The following is a 14,718-nucleotide window of genomic DNA, read 5'->3' as shown; positions in this document are numbered from 1 at the left end:
CGGTCGGCCGGCTGAGGGTAGGGCAGGATCTGTCGGGCCGGGGCGGTGCGCCCTGGCCTGACGGGGGAGACGCCGGCGTGGAACGGATGTCGTACTGGCCGGCCCGGGTGGCCGGTTGGGGGGTGGCGCTCGGAGGGCGCTTCGCCGGGGTGAGCCCGTATGTGCTCGACAGCATGCTGGCCCTCGTCTCGGCGGCGGTCTCGCTCTGGTCGGTGTACCACGACGACGGCGGCTGGTCCTGGTGGGTGTATCTGCTGGCGCTCGGGACGGCGGCGCCGCTGCCCTGGCGGCGGCGGGCCCCGATGGCGGTGCTGGCGGTCAGCGGTGGGGTGTCGGCGGTGCTCTCGGTATTGGCGCACTCGGTGATGCCACAGCTGCCGCTGTACGCGGTGATCACCATCTACACGGTGGCCGACCGGGCACGGGACGCGCACCGCTGGGCCGTGCTGGCCGTAGTGGTGACCGCCAACGTGTTGGGCACCCGCTCGCCGAACGGCATGCTGTTCTCCCTGCTGACCTCGGTCGGCGCGTTCGTCTTCGGCTCGCTGGTACGCGAGCTGCGCCGGCTGGCGCAGGCGGAGACCGAGCGAGCCCGGGAGGCCGGGCAGCGGGCGGCCAGCGACGCGGCGCGCGCGGTGGCGCAGGAGCGGGCCCGGATCGCCAGGGAGATGCACGACATCCTGGCGCACGCCGTCTCGCTGATGGTGATCCAGGCGGAGGCCGGGCCACTGGTGGTGCACCGGGACCCGGAGCGGGCGATCAAGGCCTTCGACACCATCGCCGACTCAGGTCGCGATGCCATGGTGCAGTTGCGGCGGGTGCTCGGGGTGCTGAAGGAGGAGGGCGCGGCGCCGGAGCTGGCGCCGCAGCCGCGGCTGGCGGAGCTCGCGGGCCTGGTCGAGCGGGTGCGCCGGGCGGGCCTGCGGGTGGAGCTCGAACTGGCCGAGGACGGCGCCGGGTGGCCGGCCGACGTGGAGGCGGCGGCGTTCCGGATCGTGCAGGAGGCGCTGACGAACACCGTCAAGCACTCCGGCGCGGGCCGGGCGGCGGTGCGGGTGGTCCGTGCGGGGGAGGTGCTGGAGGTGGTGGTGTCCGACGACGGGCACGGGGTGCGCCGGCGGGCGGAGAGTGCGGTGAGCGACTGGTCCGGCGGGCGGGGGCTGGTCGGCATCCGGGAGCGGGCCGCCGCCTGCGGGGGCCGGGCCGAGGCCGGGCCCGGCCCGGAGGGGAAGGGTTTCCTGGTGAGCGCCCGGCTGCCGTTGAGCGCAGCGGGTCTGGCGGAGAGGGTGGGTGGATGACGCCGATACGGGTGGTCGTCGCGGACGACCAGGAGCTGGTGCGGGCCGGGTTCGGGATGATCCTGGACGCCCAGCCGGACATCGAGGTGGTTGCGGAGGCCTGCGACGGCGCCGAGGCGATCGAGGCGGTCCGGGAGCACCGGCCGGACGTCCTGCTGCTGGACGTCCGGATGCCGGTGATGGACGGGCTGGAGGCGGCCCGCCGGGTCTGTGCGGAGTTCTCGGAGACCAGGGTGATCATGCTGACCACCTTCGACATCGACGACTACGTCTTCGACGCCCTCTATGCCGGCGCCAGCGGATTCCTGCTCAAGGACGTCCGCCGGGACGACCTGGCCCACGGTGTACGGATGGTGGCCTCCGGGGAGGCGCTGCTCGCTCCCTCGGTGACCCGACGGCTGATCAGCGAGTTCGCCGCCCGCCGGGGTGGCGCCGGGGGCGGGCCGGCCCAGACGCCGCGGGCGGCGTCCCGGCTGCTGGAGCAGCTGACGATCCGGGAGCAGGAGACGCTGCGCCTGCTGGCCAGGGGGCTCTCGAACGCGGAGATCGCCGCCGAACTGGTGGTCAGCGAGCACACCGTGAAGACGCATGTCAGCAATGTGCTCGGCAAGCTCCAACTGCGGGACCGGGTGCACGCGGTGGTGTTCGCGTACGAGGCGGGCGCGGTGGTGGCCGGCGAGGGGTGAAGCCTGCGGGGGTGGCTGCGGGGCGGCTGTGGGCTGGCTGTGGGCTGGCTGGTTCGGCGGGCGGATGCTCTCTCCCTCGTACGGGGGAGGCCGCCGGTTCGCCGGTACGGGCGATCCGCCGACGGGGTGCCGGCGGGCAGGCTCCAGGGTGTCGAAACAAGCGGATCGGTGGTCGCACCGGCGGCCGACCGCTCCTGCTCGGCGCGACTGCGAGCTCACCCGAATCCCGTCCGAAAGGGACCTGCGATGGCCGGCACCACGAACCACCACCGATTCACCTCCCTCGCGTTCACCGGCGCACCGGTGCTGCTGGGGCTGTACGGCGGCATCCGCCTGCTCGACGGCTCCCGCTCACCGGGCGCCGGCTGGCTGGCCGGACACACCGCCCTGCTGGCTGGACTGCTGCTGTTCGCCCCGGTGTTCGCGGTGCTGCGCGCACTGATCGAGCCGCGCCGCCCGGCGGGCCGGATCGCGGCGAACGCGGTGGCCGGCCTGGCCTTCGCCGGCCTGGCGGCCTCGCTCGTACAGGTCGGGATAGACCTGTACGTCGGGGCGCGGGCCGCCGACAAGGCGGAGCAGGAGCTGATGTTCGAACAGATTCAGAGCCACCCCGGGGTGTTGCCGGCCTTCTACTCGGTGGGCCCGCTGCTGTTCTACGTCGGGCTGCTGGCGCTGCTGACCACGCTCGCGGCCCGCCGGGCCCGGCGGATCAGCGTCTGGAGCCCCGTCCTGGTGCTGGCGGGCACGGTCGTGATGGCCGCCGACCTGGACTTCATCTCCCTCGGAGCCCTGCTCTACCTGACGGCCCTCGCGCCGCTGGCCCGCCGGGCCGGGCGCCGGCTGCCGCAGATGGTGGCGGCGGGCCTGAGCACCTGAGCGCCTGAGCACGGGGCGGCGGAGTCGGCGGAGTACGGGCGCGGCGCCGATCGGGCCGGCCATGCCGGCGGTGCAGGTGGACCGGGCCCAGGTCAACTGTCAGTGGCGGGACCTAGCTTGGTCACATCGACGGCCGGTGCCACCGCCCTGCCGCTCGGTCCACCCTGTGCCGCCTCTGTCCCCGACTCCCGGGAGGGTCCGTCGATGCCCACCACCACTTCCTCCGCCACCGGCTCCGCCACCGCCACCGCCGGGCCGGCGGAGGAGCAGGTCACCTACCTGGAGCTGTCCGAGGACGAGGGCAGCGGCAGCGCCCACAAGTTCTACGAGGTACGGCTGGCCGGCACCGCGCTGACCATCACCTACGGGCGGATCGGCGAGCCCGGCCAGGCCAGGACGACTTCGTACGCCACACCGGAGAAGGCCGCCGCGGCAGCCGCCAAGAAGGTGGGCGAGAAGGTCCGCAAGGGCTACGCCCCGGCGCAGCGCGGCGTCCGCCAGAAGCGGGCGGTGACCCGACGGGCCATCACCAGCACCCGGTCGAGCGCCAGCCAGGCGCCGGTGCTGTGGCGGTTCAAGTCCGGTGCGGCCGCGTTCGGCATCTTCGTCGGCGACGAGCACGCCTGGGTGGGCAACGAGGCGGGGGACGTCTACACCCTCACCCACGACGGCGAGGTCACCGGCCGCTACGGCCTGCCGGACGGCGTGAAGTGCATCGTCGCCGACGACTACTGGATCTACGCGGGCTGCGACGACGGCCGGGTGTACGACCTGGGCGGCAAGGTCCCGCGGGTCGCCTACGAGATCGCCCCCGACGTGGACATCTACTGGCTGGACATCCACGACGGTGTGCTCGGCGTCTCCGACGGCGCTGGTGGGATCACCACCGTCGACCACGAGGATGAGTTCCAGTGGCGGCGCAAGGGCGGCGGCAGCGCGGGCTGGATGGTGCGCTGCGACGAGAACGCCGTGTACCAAGGGCACTCCCGGGGCGTGGCCCGCTACTCGGCGCGCGGCGGCGAGGAGGTCTGGCAGACCGCCACCCAGGGCAGCGTGCTGTTCGGCTGGCAGGAGCCGGGAGAGGTGTTCGCCGGCACCTCGCGCGGCTGGGTCCACCGGCTGCGCAAGGAGGACGGGTCCACCGTCGCGCAGTACAAGTGCGACGCGGCGGTCTTCTCCTGCGCGACCTCGCCGGACGGGCAGTACGTGTTCGCGGGCGACAACCACTCCTCGGTGTACTGCTTCGCGGCGGACGGCACCCGGCTGTGGAAGCTGGGCACGGGCTGCGGATCGGCGTACAGCATGCAGTACCGCGAGGGGCGGCTCTACCTGGTGACCACGGACGGCTCGCTGGCCTGCCTGGACGCGAGCGAGGAGGCCGTGCGCGCGGCGGAGGGCGGCCGGCTGCCGCAGACCACCGATGTGGAGGCCGCCGGCTGGGAGCGGGTCGTGCCGGGCCGGGAGCTGGAGACGGTCAGCGCGGCGCAGGCCGGGCAGCACGGCGGGATCGAGGTCGAGTGCGTCCAGGAGGGCGGCCGGACGCGGATCAGGGTGGTCACGGCGGGCTTCGACCCGAACCGGCGGGTGCAGTTCCCCAAGGACATCCGGGTGCCCGGGGCCCGGTACCTGGTCGCGGAGGTGCTGGAGTCCGGCACCGGCGGGTTCTACCGGGCGCGGGGTGAGATCAAGCGCCTGCTCTGATCGGTGCCGGTAGCGGTGTCGGTGCCGGTTGTCTGACCAGCCGGGACAGCCCGGATGCCCCGCAGGCCGCGGACATCACCGGTGCGTCCGTCAGCCGCCGCCCAGCACCGCGGCCGCCAGCGTGGCCGCGGTGCTGGGCCCGCGCCCGTGGTGCGGGCGGGCGGCGGCCAGCGAGGGCATGCCGACCTCGGCGCGTTCGGTGGCGGCGCGCTCCACCACGGTGCTGCCGGTCTCGGCCTCCAGGACCGGCGCGTACCCGGCCAGCCGCAGTGCGGTCAGCGTCTCCTGCGGTGCGGCGGTGCTGATCAGCACGGTGGGGGCGATCCGGCGCAGACCGAGCTTGGCGAGCGCGCGGGCCTTGGAGAGCTCCAGGACCAGCGCCTCGTCGTCTGAGCGGATGCAGCAGGCGGAGCGCACCACCCGCATCTTCCCGTGGGTCCGCGCGGTGTCCTTGAGCAGGTACTCCAGCGCCTGCGGCAGCGGGTGGCCGCCCTCGGAGACCTCGGCCAGCCGGTCGGCCAGCTCTGCGGCGTCCGAACCGGCGTCCAGGGCCCGCCGGACGGAGGCCGGGCCGATCCGCCAGACGACGGCGTGGCCCTCGGACTCCCGGTCCGCCACCGCGGAGAGGAGTTCGGTGAGTTCGGGCGCCGCCGACCCGGCGACGACCGCGGTGAGGTCGGCCTGGAACCGGGCGGTGGTCCGGGGCGGCGGGACGAGCGCGGTCAGCGCCGCGCGCAGGCCGGCCACCGCCCCGGCCAGTTCCGGATGCCGGGCCAGCTGCACTCCGGTGCCCGGGACAGCGGGGTAGTAGCGGGCGGCGCCGGCCCGGAGCAGGGTGAGCACGGCCCGGCCGACCGGGGTGAGCGCGCCGTGCGCCACGACGCCGAGTTGCTCGGCCTCGCGGAGGGTGGCGGCGGTGCGGTCCAGGGTGTCCTCGTCGGTGCCGACGGCGGCGGGACGGAACCAGGCGGCGGCCCGCAGCAGTTCGGCGAGCCCCCCGGAGCCCGCCCCGGCGAGGCCCCGCCCGGCCGGCAGCCCGGCCAGCGCCTCCAGCAGCGCGTGGCGCAGCGGTACCGCCTGCGGGTCCTGCGGCGTGATCAGGGCGACCGGTGTGGCGGTGCCGTCCTCGTCCGGCCAGTGGCTGAACACCTCGGGGGTGACGGCCCAGGTGGCGAGCAGCGGCACCAGCCGGCCGGCGGGCGGCGCGCCCAGCCAGCTGTCGTAGCGCGCCGTGGGGAGCATCCGCAGCGGCGGCAGGGCGACGGGCTTTCGGCCGCGGCTGGGCGGCGGCTCCTCGCGGTGCGGGGCGATCAGACCCGCGTTCGCCGCGAGGTCGAGCCAGAGCCTGGCCTGCGCCTCGGGTGCGCCGATCGCCTTGGCCAGCCGTCGGGTGTCGCGTACGGCGATGCCGCCGGCCTTGCGGACGGACAGCGGCTGGGCGGCGACCGAACGCAGCAGCAGCTCGACCCGGGACGCGGCGGTGGCGGCAGCCGCCTGCGCTTCACCCTCCCAGCCGGCGGGCAGCGGACGCAGGCCCTGCACGGCGGGCGGCTCGGGCTGGTACGGCAGCGGCCGGCCCGGGGCGCGCAGGGCGAGGGCGACCTCGCGGGGGAGTTCGGCCAGGTCACGGCCGACGGGCAGGAGCAGCCCGCGCGCAGCCAGCCAGTCGGTGCCGGGGTCGCCCGAACCGCCCTCCCGGAAGCCGAACCTGCCGGCCCCGCCGTAGTAGCCGCCGGTGTCCTGGACGAAGCAGTGGGTGCGCAGCAACGCCGGCCCGGCGACCAGGGCGTCCAGCAGCTCGCGGGCCTGCGGCGGCGGGTCGGCCAGGGTGCGGCGCAGCGCGGCGGCGTCCTGGAAGTGCTCGCGGATCAGACGCTGCGCCTGGTCGCGGGCCCGGCTGGGGGGCAGGCCGAGGCCGGCCGCCACCCGGTGCACCTCGGCGGCCCGGTAGGCGTCGGTGAGCAGGGTGTCGACGGGACGGCCCAGGCCCTGGAGCTCGCCGACCCGGTGGTGCAGCGCGGCCGGTACGGTGAGCCGGCTCTCGTGCGGGGGCAGCAGCAGCGCGCGTTCGGCGAGTGCGCCGAGTTCGGCGGCGGCCCGCTCGCCCAGGGTGGTGAGCAGCAGCTCGCGGGGCACCCCCCGCTCGGCGGGGTCGACGGTGTCGGGTGCGCCGTCGCCGGGGCGGTACGCGTACGAGGACGGGCGTTGGAGGCCGGCGAATCCGGCCAGCGGCGCGGGCCCGGACGGCTCCCGGACGGGCCCGTGCAGGCGTTCGGCGAGGACCGTGACCGCGGTCAGCACCTGGAACTGCGCGGTGGTCAGCCCGGCCAGGTCGGCGGTGACGGAGGAGGCGCTCAGCAGGTGGCCGGCGAGCCGGGCGGGGTTGCTCAGGTCGTACCCGCCGTTGTGCGGCAGTCCGCGCTGTTCGAGGAGCTCCGTCAGCTGCTCGACGGTGCGGCCGGTCAGCCAGGTCTGGAGGGCGTCGGCACTGGTCACGGGACATACCGTAGTCGACCCGGGCAGAGCGGCTCCGGCGGTTTCACGAGACCGCGCGCCGGGCGGTGCACCCTGAAGGCCGGTGGTGCGGACTCCGGTAGTGCGAATTCCGGTGGCGCGGACCACCTGACGGCCCGTACGGTCCGGGCATGACCGCCAAGCGCCCGCTGATCGCCGTCCTGACCGGCGCAGGGATCTCCACCGACTCCGGCATCCCCGACTACCGGGGCCCGAACGGCCTCTGGCAGCGCGATCCCGGCGCCCAGGAGCTGGTCACCATCGGCCCCTACCTCGCCGACCCGGACGTGCGCCGCCGCTCCTGGCTGATGCGCCGCGACGCCGGCGCGCAGGCCGCCGAGCCCAACGCCGGCCACCTCGCCCTGGTGGAGCTGGAGCGCAGCGGCCTGCCGCTGCGGGTGCTCACCCAGAACGTGGACGGGCTGCACCAGCGCGCCGGCCTGACCGCCCGCAAGGTGCTCGAACTCCATGGCACCGCGCGGCAGGTGGAGTGCGTGCGGTGCCACCGCCGCGGCGAGATGCAGGAGGTGCTGGACCGGGTCGCGGCCGGCGAGCCGGACCCGGCCTGCCCGGCGTGCGGGGGAGTGCTCAAGCCCGCGACGGTCATGTTCGGCGAGGCCCTGGACCCGGTGGTGCTGGACCAGGCGGAGGCGATCGCGAAGGCCTGTGACCTGATCGTCGCGATCGGCACCACGCTCCAGGTCTACCCGGCGGCGGGGCTGGTCCAGGTCGCCCTGGACGCCGGTGCCCGCCTGATCGTCATGAACGCGGAGCCGACCCCGTACGACCCGGTGGCCGACGAGCTGATCCGCGAGCCGATCGGGACCGCCCTGCCCGCCCTCGTCCGCAGGCTCGTCGCTCAGCAGTAGCCGCGCGGGCCGGGTGGTCCTCCTGTCGCGCCGTCTTCCGTCGCGCCGTCCTCCCGTCGCGCCGGCCACGGTCCCCGCCCGCCCGGCCGGGGCGGACGGCGGGGTGCCTACCATGGCACCCCGACGAGCAGGGAGTGATCAATGGCGATCGACACGTTCGACCCGTGGTCTGCGCAGTTCGTGGCGCACCCGTACGACGCCTATGCGCGGCTGCGCGAGCACGCGCCGGTCAGCCGGTACGAGCCCACCGGGCAGTGGCTGGTCTCCCGGCACGCCGACGTGAGCGCCCTGCTGAGGGACCGCCGGCTCGGGCGGACCTACACGCATCGCTTCACCCACGAGGAGTTCGGGCGGCCCGGGCCCGACCCGGCGTACGAGCCGTTCCACACCCTCAACGACCACGGTCTGCTCGACCTGGAGGCCCCGGACCACACCCGGATCCGGCGGCTGGTCGCCAAGGCGTTCACCCCGCGCATGGTGGAGTCGCTGCGACCCACCGTGGCGCGGCTCGCCGACGACCTGGTCGGCGGGCTGCTCGCGGACGGCGGCGGAGACCTGATCGCCGCCGTCGCCGAGCCGCTGCCGGTCGCGGTGATCGCCGAGATGCTGGGTGTCCCCGAGACGGACCGGGGTCTGCTGCGGCCGTGGTCCGCCGCGATCACCGGCATGTTCGAGCTCAACCCGAGCAAGGAGAGCGCCGAGCGGGCGGTCACCGCGAGCATCGAGTTCTCCGAGTACCTGCGCGCCCTCATCCGCGAGCGCCGCGCCGCACCCGGGCCGGACCTGATCAGCGCGCTGATACAGGCCCAGGAGGGCTCGGACGCGCTCAGCGAGCAGGAGCTGATCTCCACCTGTGTGCTGCTGCTCAACGCCGGCCACGAGGCGACCGTCAACACCACCGGCAACGGCTGGTGGGCCCTGTTCCGCAACCCCGGCCAACTCGACCTGCTGCGCCGCTCGGTGGACGAGCTGCTGCCCACCGCCGTCGAGGAGCTGATGCGCTACGACACCCCGCTGCAGATGTTCGAGCGCTGGGTACTGGAGGACATCGACGTCGCGGGCACGACCATCCCGCGCGGCGCCGAGATCGCTCTGCTGTTCGGCTCCGCCAACCGCGACCCGGCCCGCTTCACCGACCCGGACCGCCTGGACCTCGCCCGCACCGACAACCCGCACATCACCTTCGGCGCGGGAATTCACTTCTGCCTCGGCGCGCCCCTTGCCAGACTCGAACTCACCGAGTCCTACGGCGCGCTGCTGCGCCGGGCCCCCGGCCTGCGCCTGCTGCGCGAGCCGACCTGGCGCCCGGGGTACGTGATCCGCGGGCTGGAGGAGCTGTTGGTGGAGGTATAGGGGGCGCCGCTACCGCTCCCCGGCGTCCTGCGGGCCGATCGTGGTCCCGTTCAGGCGCTCGAAGGTCAGCCGGACCAGTTCGCGCAGCGCGTTCCCGTCCACGGCGTCCAGGCGCTTGATGTACAGGCAGCCCTTGCCGGTGGTCACCGGCCCCAGCCGGGCGACCAGCTGGGCGTACCTGCCCTCGAAGCCTTCGGCCAGATACACCGTCAGCGCCTGCTTGCGCGGCGAGAGGGCGACCGGCGGCCAGTCGCCCTCCCGCCCGGTGGCGTACCGGTAGTGGTACGTGCCGAAGCCGACGATCGAGGTGCCCCACATCACCGGCGCGGCGCCGGTCACCTCCGCCATCAGCGCGCAGAGCGCGCGGGCATCGGCTCGGCGGCGCTCGTCGGCCACGGCGGCGAGGAACCGGGCCGGGCTCGCCGTGCCGGGTCTGGTCTTCGGCTCAGCCATGCCGTCAGCCTAGGCAGCCCGGCCGGCTCACCGCCTCCCCGCCACGCCTAGCGCCTCGCGCGCCCAGCCGGGCCCGCCCTCCCCGGCGGCCGCTAGTGCGGGTAGCGGCCGCCGAGGGCCGGGTGCTCCGGATCCCGGCTGCCGAACAGCACCACGAGGTCGTCGGCCACCCTGATCAGCACGTCCCGGCCCTCCACGGCGTCCGTCCACTCGGTGGGCAGCGCCGCCGCGCCGTGGACGGCGCCGACCAGGTTGCCGCAGACGGCTCCGGTGGAGTCGCTGTCACCGGAGTGGTTCACCGAGAGCAGCAGCGCCCGGCGGGCGGCCTGCGGGCCCGTACCGGCCGCCAGGGCGCAGTACACCGCGATGGCCAGGCACTCCTCGGCGATCCAGCCCAGCCCGACCCGCTCCACCGTCTCCGCGCCGGGTTCACCCTCCTCGGCCAGCCGCACCGCCCGCCGCAGGGCCTCCACCGTCTCGCGGCTGCCGGGCCAGGAGCCGGTCTGCTCGATGGTCTCCCCGACGGCCTGCCACAGCTCCGTCCCGCCCGCGACCCGCTCGACCAGCGCCGCGAAGGCACCCGCCGCGAGGTACCCGGTCGGGTGGCCGTGGGTGAGCTGCGCGCACTGCGCGGCCAGCCCGAAGGACTGCTCCACCCCGAGCCTGGCCAGGCCGAACGGGGCCGAGCGCATCACCGTCCCGCACCCCTTGGAGTGCGCGTTGATCGGGCCGGGCTGCCCGAACACGGCCGGCGCCTCGAACTCCTGGTGGTACGCCACGCCGCTCATGCAGGCGTTGCCCGGGGCCCGGCGCGCGTACAGGAACGGCTGGCGCAGCAGCCAGCCGTCGTGCGGGGGGCCGGGCGGCGTGGCGTCCGGCTCGGCCTGCTCCTGCGTCAACAGCCAGCGCTGGTAGGCGGCGTGGACGGCCTCCGGTATCGATCCGCCCCCGCCCGACCAGCCCCGGAGGAAGCCTCGGATCAGCCCCTCCGCCGTGAACAGCGTCATCTGGGTGTCGTCCGTGACCTCCCAGTTCCTGGGCGCGGTACGGCCCGTCACGCCCTGTGGGCCGAGGTTCTCCCGGATCTGGTAGAGCTGCCAGAACTCCACCGGCCAGCCCAGCGCATCCCCGATCGCCCCGCCCACCAGTGCTCCCCGCACCCGGTCCGCGAACTCCACCATGTCGATTCCCCCATGTCGTCACTGTCCCGTTGTCGTCACTGCCGTCACTGTCGTCACTGCCGTAACCGACGTGACCGACGTGACTGCCGTCACTCCGTCATCAGCGCCGGATCGCCCCGGCCCGCCCGTTCAGCGCGGCCCGGTCGGCCGCCGCCCGGCCCGCGGCCCAGCCCTCGCCGTCGCTCACCCGCACCCGCTGGGACGTCAGCTTGGGGAACATCCGACCGATCGCCTGGTCCACCGCCTCCTCGCGGGCGGCGAGCGCGGGCAGCAGCCGCTCGTCGGGCACCAGCTGTTCGGCCGTGCCGTCCTCGCGAAGGTGGCGCCCGGCGGCCGCGTCGCTGGTGGCCTGCTCGGTGGCGGCGGTCAGCCGTTCCCGGATCCTCGCAGCGTAGGCGACCAGGAACGACTGCCGGTAGGCCTTGGTCCGGGAGGCACCGTCCAGGTGCTGCCGGCTGCCGGCCTTGTGCATCGCGGCCGTGGCCTGCACCAGCAGCGAGGTGTACAGCAGCTCGACCCCGTCGAGGTCCGCGTCGAAGCCGACGATCGTGCAGAAGCCGAACTCCTTGGCCCACACCACCCGGCAGCGGTTGGCCGCGGCGACCGCGTCCAGCAGCATCGTCTTGGGGCCCTCGTACGGGTTGTCGACCCCGATCCGCAGCGCCGCCGGGGCGTTGCCGGCCTGCGTGTCGACGGCGAGCAGGGTCTCGTCGATGCTGTGCTGGGCCATCAGCTGCTGGGCTTTGGCGGTCAGCGCCTCGGCCTCCTCGGGGTACTCGGTCGACTCGGCCTTGGCCAGCAGCGCCCGGATCCGCGACAGCATCCTGGGCTCGCCCGCCACCCGCCCGGAGGCCCGCCGCTCCACCCGTGGGGCCTGCCCCGGTGCCGGGCCGACCGGGGTGACCGGCGGCAGGTGCCCCCAGACCCGCAGCAGTTCCAGTACGGCGGTGGCCAGCGCGAACCGGTCCAGCCGGTGCCGCTGCGCGAAGCCGGCCAGGTAGCGCTCGTCGCTCTCCCACCACACGTCGGCCGCCAGCTCACGCAGCTGCTCGTGCCAGCGCCGGTCCAGCGCGGCGGCGGGGTGGCGCCGGCCCTCGGCGGCGATCAGGTCGACCGCCAGCGCCCGGTGCACCGGCTTCAGCTCCCGCCGTACCACCCGGGCCAGATCGGCCGGCCGCCAGCCGCTCGTCCAGCAGCGCCCGATCGCGCCGTCGGCGTACGCCAGCAGGGCCCGGCTGACCGCCGCCCACTGCCCGGCGGAGGCGGCCAGCATCGACGCCCCGGTGTCCAGCGCCAGGTCGAGCCGCTCGGCGGGGGCCGCCACCACCTGGTGCACGGCCTGTTCCAGCAGCCCGCCGACGGCCTGGTCCGGCCCGGTGTCCTGCTGACTGCGCCTGCTGCCCACGATGACTCTGCTTTCGCTGCGTACGGGTGTCCGGGGCGGTCGGCCCTCCCGCCCATGATGCCGGAGCGCGCAGGGCACCGTGGCCCGTGGCCCTCCCGGCCGCGGCGCCGCCCGCTCGACTCCGTGCCCGTCCACGCTCCGCCCCCGTCCACATTCCGACCCCGGGCTCGCTCAGACCCCGCGTGTTCGTATCGCGTCGGCGGTCAGAGCCGCAGTGCCTGCCAGCCCCGGGTGATCTGCTCGTCCACGCTCGGGCGCTCCGGCCCGCCCGCCCGCAGGTACTCCACCAGCGCGCCGGCGCACGCCTGCCGGTCGCCCGGCTCACGGCTGAGCGCGCGCTCCACCGCGAGGGCGAGCGTCGCGTCGGCGGCCCGCACCGCGAGCATCGCCTCCGGCGCGGGCCCGAGTTCGACGATCTTGCGGATCACCGCCATGGTGTTCTGCGCCGCGAACGGGCTGCTGCCGTGCGCCGCGGCCACCACACAGCAGCCCCAGGCCCAGAGGTCGGCGGCCGGCCCGACCGGCTCGTCGCCGAACTGCTCGGGCGCCATGTAGGTCAGCGTGCCGGGCCCACCGCCGGCCATGGTGAGCCGGGTGCGGTCGACCATCGTGGCGATGCCGAAGTCGAGCAGCTTGGGGCCGTCGCTGGTCAGCATGATGTTGGCCGGCTTGAGGTCGCGGTGCACCAGGGAGCTGCGGTGGACCGCGTCCAGCGCCACGGCCAGGGCGAGCGCCAGCGAGCGCAGCGCCTCGGGGGAGCGGATCGGGCCGTGCTCGCGCAGGTGGGCGTCCAGCGGACGGCCGTCCAGCAGCTCCATCGCGATGTACGGCACGTCCTCGGCCGTCCCGGTGTCGAGCACCCGGGCGGTGTGCGCGCCGGGCACCCGCTCCAGCATCTCGGCCTCCCGGCGGAAGCGCTCCAGTAGGACGGGCTCGTCGAGCAGCTCCGGCCGCAGGGTCTTCAGCGCGACCTGGGTCGCCGAGCCCTGGCGGCACGCCAGGTACACCGTGCCCATGCCGCCGGCGCCGATCGTCCCGAGCAGCCGGTAGGAGCCGATCGTGCGCGGGTCGGTGCCGCGCAGCGGGCGGCAGGCGATCGCCGGGGCGTCGGGCGTGGTCGCGCCGCCGCGGGGGCGGGCGACGGTGGTCCGCTCGGCTGAGCCGTCGGCCATCACCACCGTCACCGGCTCGGCCTCGGCCGCGGCCCGCGCCCCGGCGGAAGCGGCGGCGGCATCAGCGGCGGCAGCAGCCCGTTCGGCGGCCTCGCGGGCCTCCTTCTGCTCCCGCAGCGCCCGCGACCGCGCGATCACCTCCCGGGCGATCTCCGCGTCCCTGGCCTCCCGCAGGGCCTGCGCCTGCGCGGCCGCCCGCGCCGCGAGGGCGGTGGCCGCCGCCTCCTTGGCGGCTCTGGCGGCCCTGGCGGCCCTGGCCTCGCGCACCGCCCGGGTCTTGGCGGCGCCCGCGGCGCGGGCCGAATCCCAGGCCCTGCGGGTGGCCCCGGGCGGCTGCTCGACCACCACCGGCTGCCCGATCACCGGCAGCGGCTCGCGGATCGGCAGCCCCCGGTGCAGGGTGCGCGCCCGCAGCAGCGCGACCGTCTGCCAGGCGAGCAGCAAGGCGAGCCCGGCCACCGGCAGGAGCAGCAGCACCGCGAGCAGGCGCAGGGCCAGGTGCGGCAGCAGCCGGCGGCGCAGCGCGGAGCGCTCCCAGGTGCCCGAGGGCATGTTGGAGCAGAGCAGCAGGAACCTGGTGCGGAACCAGATCCCGAGCCAGGCCAGCCCGAGCCCGCCGGCCAGCGCGACCGCCGCCGCACCGCCCGGGTCGGTGCCCTTCAGCGCGGGCAGCAGCGAGCTCACCGGCCACGGCGGGCTGAACCGGAACCGGTGGACGTCCAGGACGTCCTTGGCGTCGGTGTAGTGGTGGGTGACGGACAGGTGCAGGGCCAGGGTGATCCCGCCGACCACCAGGAGGCAGAGCAGCGGGTCCAGCGCGCTGCAGAGCCGGTGCGCGGGGTAGGCCTGCCGCAGCCCGCGCAGCGCGTACTGGCGCTGCGAGGCGTCCTTGGCGAAGCGCCGTAGGATCTCCCGGCGCCGCCCGCGGCTGACGGTGCGCAGGCGGTGGCCGCGCTGGGCGGCCCCGAGTACACCCAGCGTGAGCAGCCGGATCACCAGCACGGCGCCGAGCAGCCAGACCAGCGTGCTGCCCCAGGCCGGATTGTCCAGCCAGCCGTACTCCTGCGGACCGGTGACGCCTCGGGTCACGCCCACGTCCCCTCCCCCCGGGGCCCGCAGCGCTCAGGCCGCCGGGCTGTCGTCCTGACCGCCGTCCGCCCGGCTCGGCGGCGCGGGCGGCGCGGCATGGATGATGCGGCATGGATGATAT

The 14,718-nt window shown here is 75.2% G+C and carries 11 protein-coding genes; 6 read left to right on the top strand and 5 right to left on the bottom strand.

Going from position 1 to position 14,718, the window contains the following annotated elements; translation table 11 throughout:
- Positions 1 to 86: 86 nt before the first annotated feature.
- From ACIBH3_RS13375 to ACIBH3_RS13360, 4 genes are all read left to right on the top strand, one after another.
- Complete coding sequence (locus ACIBH3_RS13375) at positions 87 to 1,298, top strand: sensor histidine kinase (protein WP_396312090.1); 1,212 nt, start codon at positions 87 to 89, stop codon at positions 1,296 to 1,298.
- Complete coding sequence (locus ACIBH3_RS13370) at positions 1,295 to 1,984, top strand: response regulator (RefSeq protein ID WP_396312051.1); 690 nt, start codon at positions 1,295 to 1,297, stop codon at positions 1,982 to 1,984. The genes ACIBH3_RS13375 and ACIBH3_RS13370 overlap by 4 nt, the downstream gene beginning before the upstream one ends.
- A gap of 246 nt (positions 1,985 to 2,230) precedes the next feature.
- Complete coding sequence (locus ACIBH3_RS13365) at positions 2,231 to 2,860, top strand: hypothetical protein (protein ID WP_396312050.1); 630 nt, start codon at positions 2,231 to 2,233, stop codon at positions 2,858 to 2,860.
- Positions 2,861 to 3,064: 204 nt separating this feature from the next.
- The gene (locus ACIBH3_RS13360; protein WP_396312049.1) at positions 3,065 to 4,561 is read left to right on the top strand and encodes a WGR domain-containing protein; all 1,497 of its coding nucleotides are present in this window, start codon (positions 3,065 to 3,067) and stop codon (positions 4,559 to 4,561) included.
- A gap of 90 nt (positions 4,562 to 4,651) precedes the next feature.
- On the opposite strand, the gene ACIBH3_RS13355 is transcribed toward ACIBH3_RS13360, so the two are convergent.
- Positions 4,652 to 7,057, bottom strand: a complete 2,406-nt coding sequence (locus tag ACIBH3_RS13355; RefSeq protein WP_396312048.1) for a helicase-associated domain-containing protein — start codon at positions 7,055 to 7,057, stop codon at positions 4,652 to 4,654.
- Between the two features lie 149 nt (positions 7,058 to 7,206).
- Here ACIBH3_RS13355 and ACIBH3_RS13350 point away from each other — a divergent pair, with 149 nt between their 5' ends.
- Positions 7,207 to 7,944, top strand: a complete 738-nt coding sequence (locus tag ACIBH3_RS13350) for an SIR2 family NAD-dependent protein deacylase (protein WP_396312047.1) — start codon at positions 7,207 to 7,209, stop codon at positions 7,942 to 7,944.
- 141 nt (positions 7,945 to 8,085) lie between these two features.
- Positions 8,086 to 9,297 carry a cytochrome P450 gene (locus ACIBH3_RS13345; protein WP_396312046.1) on the top strand — a complete coding sequence of 404 codons (1,212 nt, stop codon included), beginning with the start codon at positions 8,086 to 8,088 and terminating at the stop codon, positions 9,295 to 9,297.
- A gap of 9 nt (positions 9,298 to 9,306) precedes the next feature.
- On the opposite strand, the gene ACIBH3_RS13340 is transcribed toward ACIBH3_RS13345, so the two are convergent.
- The 4 genes from ACIBH3_RS13340 to ACIBH3_RS13325 all read right to left on the bottom strand — a co-directional run bounded on the left by ACIBH3_RS13340 (position 9,307) and on the right by ACIBH3_RS13325 (position 14,603).
- Entirely contained in the window at positions 9,307 to 9,750 is a 444-nt protein-coding gene (locus ACIBH3_RS13340; RefSeq protein WP_396312045.1) for a DUF1801 domain-containing protein, read from the bottom strand.
- Between the two features lie 92 nt (positions 9,751 to 9,842).
- Positions 9,843 to 10,931 carry an ADP-ribosylglycohydrolase family protein gene (locus tag ACIBH3_RS13335; protein WP_396312044.1) on the bottom strand — a complete coding sequence of 363 codons (1,089 nt, stop codon included), beginning with the start codon at positions 10,929 to 10,931 and terminating at the stop codon, positions 9,843 to 9,845.
- A gap of 100 nt (positions 10,932 to 11,031) precedes the next feature.
- Positions 11,032 to 12,336, bottom strand: coding sequence for a DUF2786 domain-containing protein (locus ACIBH3_RS13330; protein WP_396312043.1), 1,305 nt, complete (start codon positions 12,334 to 12,336; stop codon positions 11,032 to 11,034).
- A 203-nt stretch (positions 12,337 to 12,539) separates the two neighbouring features.
- Positions 12,540 to 14,603, bottom strand: a complete 2,064-nt coding sequence (locus tag ACIBH3_RS13325) for a serine/threonine-protein kinase (protein ID WP_396312042.1) — start codon at positions 14,601 to 14,603, stop codon at positions 12,540 to 12,542.
- Positions 14,604 to 14,718 lie beyond the last annotated feature (115 nt).

Origin of the sequence: Kitasatospora sp. NPDC050543 (assembly GCF_044457565.1) — a bacterium.
In the GTDB taxonomy this organism is placed as follows: Bacteria; Actinomycetota; Actinomycetes; order Streptomycetales; family Streptomycetaceae; genus Kitasatospora.
Note: the sequence above shows the minus strand (reverse complement) of the source record. Positions and strands in the feature narration are given on the sequence as shown.

What these genes read in the sequence shown, in the direction of transcription:
- ACIBH3_RS13370 (WP_396312051.1), top strand. Translation starts at nt 1,295, where the DNA reads ATGACGCCGATACGGGTGGTCGTCGCGGACGACCAGGAGCTGGTGCGG.
- ACIBH3_RS13365 (WP_396312050.1), top strand. Translation starts at nt 2,231, where the DNA reads ATGGCCGGCACCACGAACCACCACCGATTCACCTCCCTCGCGTTCACC.
- ACIBH3_RS13340 (WP_396312045.1), bottom strand. Translation starts at nt 9,750, where the DNA reads ATGGCTGAGCCGAAGACCAGACCCGGCACGGCGAGCCCGGCCCGGTTC.
- ACIBH3_RS13335 (WP_396312044.1), bottom strand. Translation starts at nt 10,931, where the DNA reads ATGGTGGAGTTCGCGGACCGGGTGCGGGGAGCACTGGTGGGCGGGGCG.
- ACIBH3_RS13350 (WP_396312047.1), top strand. Translation starts at nt 7,207, where the DNA reads ATGACCGCCAAGCGCCCGCTGATCGCCGTCCTGACCGGCGCAGGGATC.
- ACIBH3_RS13345 (WP_396312046.1), top strand. Translation starts at nt 8,086, where the DNA reads ATGGCGATCGACACGTTCGACCCGTGGTCTGCGCAGTTCGTGGCGCAC.
- ACIBH3_RS13360 (WP_396312049.1), top strand. Translation starts at nt 3,065, where the DNA reads ATGCCCACCACCACTTCCTCCGCCACCGGCTCCGCCACCGCCACCGCC.
- ACIBH3_RS13375 (WP_396312090.1), top strand. Translation starts at nt 87, where the DNA reads ATGTCGTACTGGCCGGCCCGGGTGGCCGGTTGGGGGGTGGCGCTCGGA.